The sequence below is a fragment of the Glycomyces albidus genome, from assembly GCF_009451885.1.
GTDB classification, from domain to species: domain Bacteria; phylum Actinomycetota; class Actinomycetes; order Mycobacteriales; family Micromonosporaceae; genus Glycomyces; species Glycomyces albidus.
In genome coordinates, this window is record NZ_WIAO01000079.1 from 1 (window position 1) to 4,232 (window position 4,232).

A 4,232-nucleotide genomic window follows, 5' to 3' on the forward strand; every position below is an offset into this window, starting at 1 on the left:
GTGACCGGCCTCGAACAGCGACACCGCAGCAGCACGCTCCTGCTCGGTCAACGAACTATACGGATGCAAACAACAACTCCCCGGAAGCGGAACCGAATTCTCAGTCCAACTTCCGGGGAGCAGTTCACGTCGGGAGCGCCCCTCACTCGTTCAGGTCTTCTAACGCACGACCAGCGGCACGAAGCAGGCCGTTGAAGTCGGCGGCGGGGAGATCGAAGATCGGAGAGCCTTCACCGAGCTTGCTGTCCCTTACCTGGAACCCGACAGCAGCAGAGCGGGCCTCGACGCAGTTGCTGTTTGCAGCGCCTTCACTCCGGCTCGACTTCCGCCAGGGAGCCACCCGCGCCTCAACACAGTTGCTGTTCTCGGCAGCGTTGCTCCGGTTCGACTTGCGCCACCCATCCTGGCTCATCGATGGAACTCCTTCAGAGACTTGGCTTGGCGAACCCCGGCCTCGAAGATCTGGCTGTACAACCCCACCGCGTCCTGCTTCTCATAGAAGCGGTACTCGTAGGGGCTCTCCAGATAGACGATGCTAGGGCTCCGGTGATCTCTCAAGGATAGTACGGAGAACGGCACACTCATCTTCGCGTACGGCGCCCCAGAGAACGGCAGGTACTTGATGCTCACGTTCTCATGCTCATCAAGCTCGAGCAGGCGTCGGAGCTGATCATCGTCGCATCCGTTGTGCAGCACGGCCTCACTAAGAAGCGCCCGCCAGACGATGTCGCCCAGACGGGACTCGAACTCTTCCTGCCTGTGGAGGCGCTCCTCTATCAGGCTCGGAATCCTTTCGCGATCCTCACCACTTCGCTCGAACTGCCTGCGCATGAAGCGTTCAGTCTGCGCAAGGCCCGGCGGCACCAATGACTCGTATTGATGCAGGCCCACCACCATCCGCTCGAACTCCAGATACGAGTCCCATCCCGAGTTGGCGATGGCGTGGCTGGGCTGGGCCCAGATCTTCGCGTCTGCCAAGCGCCACAATCGCTCCAGCTCGTACTTCACCTGCGCAGGTGCCCCGTAGTAGTCGCAGAGTCGACCGATCTGCGAGAAGTTGACTCGTGTCCTTACCCCCTGTTCGACCCTCTTGAGCGATCGCGACGATCCGACGATCGCGCAAGCTTCCGGGTCGTTGGTGCTTTTCCCTGCCTCTTCGCGGTGTTGCCCTAGGGCACGGCCGACGATCCTGCGAAGTTCTGATTCGGTCGACATGCACTCATTATCACAGCTTTCGCCGGATCCACAACGGTCGGAAACGGTCGGCAGTTCGGCGCGAAAAACTGCCGATCATTACTGCCGATACATTGCGCGCCAGTCCAACTGCGCACCGCTGTACCAGGCGATTCGCTCTTGTGGAGACATCCGCCCCGCCCTACTCTCGATCCAACGCGGGCGGCGAATGCGGCTCACACGACGTCTGAAGTGGAGGACAGGTGATGGACGGACCAATCGGCGGGCGATATCCGAAACCCGATCGACTCGAACGAGGGCGGTTCACCGACGGGCACACCGATTTCACGGTCCGCGCGTCGAGCGACGTCGCGCCGGACTCATTCCAAGTGTCGGCCGATGGGAATGCGGCGGACATCGTGCTGATCGTCTCGGGACTGAACTCCGGTCGGCTGCACGCGACCTGGGGCCCGGGTTGGCGGGCGTTCGCACCTGACTGGAAGGTCTGGCTGGAAGACGCCGCGTACAAGGTCTTCTACAACGGGCTGCGGATCGGCGACCCGGGCGACGAGGAAGGCCGTCCGGGGAAGGTGCGCTTCTGTGACGGCTGAAACCGCGTTCGCCGAGCCCCATCCGGACAAGGACGGCTGGCTCGGCGACTTCAGCAGGGGCCCTGCGGTGTTCGCCGTCTTCAAGGTCGGCGTCGAGGCCGGCGGACATCCGTTCGGGCCGCCGGAGTACCGCATCGAGTGCAACGACGGCGCGGGGCCGCGCGAGATCTGCCGGTTCGTCGACGAACCGGACCCAGTACCCGAGTGGCGCGGCACCTGGGTCGGTGACGAGTGGTGCGACTGGATCCTGAAGCGCGCCCGCGAACTCATCGCCCACCCGCAGAACACCTGAAGCCTGGTGACGAAACGGGGGCGGACTATGCGGCTGTCCAGTGCCGTTTGTGTCCGGCCCCGAAGCGGACATGGACGGGGTGTGGCAGGGGATTTTCGGCTGTCCGGCGCCGCTTGGGCTCCGGTCTTGGAAGCTGCGACGACAAGGAGCATGGCGACACCGGGCAGTCCTTCGACTGCCCGGTGCCACTTGGCGTGAAGCGGCGACAGCAGGCCCTGAACTGGCCCAAGGCTTCGGTTCTCGCGCGTCGCGCGAGACTCTGGCCTTTGAGTGAGTGATTCAGTTGGGCCGTACATGGAAGCCGAGACTGAACCGGGCTGTCCTAAACCTGATAATGACGGATAGTCGACTTTTCCCTTGCCAGGGGGGTTATAGAACTGATTCATGTTCTCGGAGTTCCTCACCCTCGGCCCCTGGGCCGCCCTCGCGGCTGCCGCCGTAGCCGCATCACCTGTACTCGGTCGCACCCTCGTAGCTTGGATGGCTCTCCGGGGCACGAAGCCGGAACAACGGCCGGAGATCCTCCGGGCTATGAATGCTGCTCATCGAGACGATCCCTCACCTCCAGGCAACGAGTCCCTACCGCCGACGGCCGGGCCTGGCCCATGAAGAGACGCAGGCGGTTAGGGCGGTCGGCGCGTTGCGGCACACTTTCGGGGCAGCAATGATGCGGTAGGCGCGTGCGGCGTGCCAGTCGGGGGCGGTGCTTAGAAGGGTGGTTCGCCGGGCTTGGCGGGTTCGGCTGCCCCGCAATGCCGGGGCCCAGGCCTCTCGGCGGAGGAATGGCGGGCCAGGCCAGTACGGCCGCCCTGTCTCAGTCGGAGCCCGGGTCTCTCGACGGAGGTCGTGGAGGGCCAGGGACCAGTGCTCCCGCTGTCGGGTGCCGTCGGGGCGCGGGCCGGGAAGCGGCGACAACAAGGGCGGTTGAGAGCAACGCCCGGTCTTCGGCTGTCCCGCAACGCCGGGGCCCGGGTCTCTCGACGGAGGTCGTGGCAGGCCGGGGCGCTGCTCCGGCTGTCGGGTGCCGTCGGGGCGCGGGTCGGGAAGCGGCGACAACAAGGGCGGTCGAGAACAACGCCCGGTCTTCGGCTGTCCCGCAACGCCGGGGCCCGGGTCTCTCAACGGAGGTCGTGGCAGGCCAGGGCGCTGCTCCGGCTGTCGGGTGCCGTCGGGGCACGGGTCGGAAGGCGGCGACAACAAGGGCGGTCGAGAACAACGCCCGGTCTTCGGCTGTCCCGCAACGCCGGGGCCCGAGTCGCTCGGCGGAGGTCGTGGAGGGCCAGGCAGTGCTCTGGCTCTCCGGTGCCATTGGGGCCCAAGTCGTTTGGCGGCGAGAGCAAGGGGCGGGGCGAGTCGCCTGTTCGGCTGTCCTGTTCACCTGTCGTGCCCGCTTGGGCCAGGTTTTCGGCGCCGCTGACGACCTGTGTAGAGGGCAGCCCGGGGTGAGCGCCGGGCCGGATCAGAAGGGTGGTTCGCCGGGGTCGGTGGGTGGGGGGTGTGTCGGTTCGGGGGTGCGGGTGTCGTGGTGGCGGGGTGGTGCAGGTCGGGTGCCGGTGGGTGCGGTGCCAGCGGGTGGTGCCGGTCGCGGTGGCCGCTGGCCGGTGCCGAACCGTTCTCGCGCTTTGGCTCTGGCCTGTCTGATGGCGGCGCGGGCGCGCTCGGTCTGGACCGCTTCGGCCCGGGCGTCGAGGTCGCGCTTGAGGGCGGGTGCCCATTCGGTCCGGTAGAGCCCGGTCGCGAACACGTCCCAGTCCGAGCCGCGGTGGTCGGTGTCGAGGTCGGCATCGGTGCGCCAGTCCGCGCACCCGCACTCCGCCCCGGCCTGACCCTGCCCGGTCGGCCCGGCCGTCCCGCTCGCGCCGCCGAGGGCAACGGCCGCGTCGGCGGGGTGGTCGTGGTGGGTGATGAGGGCCTGGCCGGGGCCGGTCTTGTCGACGGTCCAGCCGGTGGTGTGGATGCGGCCGTGGTGGAACCGGCACAGCAGGATCAGGTTGCCCGCGTTCGTGGGGCCGCCGTCGGCCCAGTGCCGGATGTGGTGGGCCTCGGTCCAGGCGACGGGCCGGTCGCATCCGTGCCAGGCGCACCCGCCGGGCTGCTCGAGTTCGAGCTTGCGCCGCAGCGCCGTGTTGGGTAGGCGCGCGGTGCGGCCGAGTTCG

5 protein-coding genes are annotated in these 4,232 nt (G+C 67.1%); 2 read left to right on the forward strand and 3 right to left on the reverse strand.

Going from position 1 to position 4,232, the window contains the following annotated elements; translation table 11 throughout:
* Nucleotides 1–142 precede the first annotated feature (142 nt).
* Together GFD30_RS26025 and GFD30_RS26030 are read right to left on the reverse strand one after the other, a co-directional pair.
* Nucleotides 143–412 carry a DUF397 domain-containing protein gene (locus GFD30_RS26025; RefSeq protein ID WP_153028056.1) on the reverse strand — a complete coding sequence of 90 codons (270 nt, stop codon included), beginning with the start codon at nt 410–412 and terminating at the stop codon, nt 143–145.
* Nucleotides 409–1,215: a helix-turn-helix domain-containing protein gene (locus GFD30_RS26030; protein ID WP_153028057.1), complete on the reverse strand. Its 807-nt coding sequence runs from the start codon at nt 1,213–1,215 to the stop codon at nt 409–411. Before GFD30_RS26030 ends, GFD30_RS26025 begins: the two co-directional genes overlap by 4 nt.
* Nucleotides 1,216–1,562: 347 nt before the next feature.
* Between GFD30_RS26030 and GFD30_RS26035 the strand changes: the two genes are divergently transcribed.
* Nucleotides 1,563–1,784 (forward strand): hypothetical protein, encoded by a 222-nt coding sequence (locus GFD30_RS26035; protein WP_153028058.1) that lies wholly within the window; start codon nt 1,563–1,565, stop codon nt 1,782–1,784.
* Nucleotides 1,774–2,076, forward strand: coding sequence for a hypothetical protein (locus GFD30_RS26040; protein WP_153028059.1), 303 nt, complete (start codon nt 1,774–1,776; stop codon nt 2,074–2,076). The genes GFD30_RS26035 and GFD30_RS26040 overlap by 11 nt, the downstream gene beginning before the upstream one ends.
* A 1,459-nt stretch (nt 2,077–3,535) precedes the next feature.
* Here the strand turns inward: GFD30_RS26040 and GFD30_RS26045 are convergent.
* On the reverse strand, nt 3,536–4,232 hold a 697-nt coding region (locus GFD30_RS26045; RefSeq protein ID WP_194202128.1), incomplete at its 5' end, for an HNH endonuclease signature motif containing protein.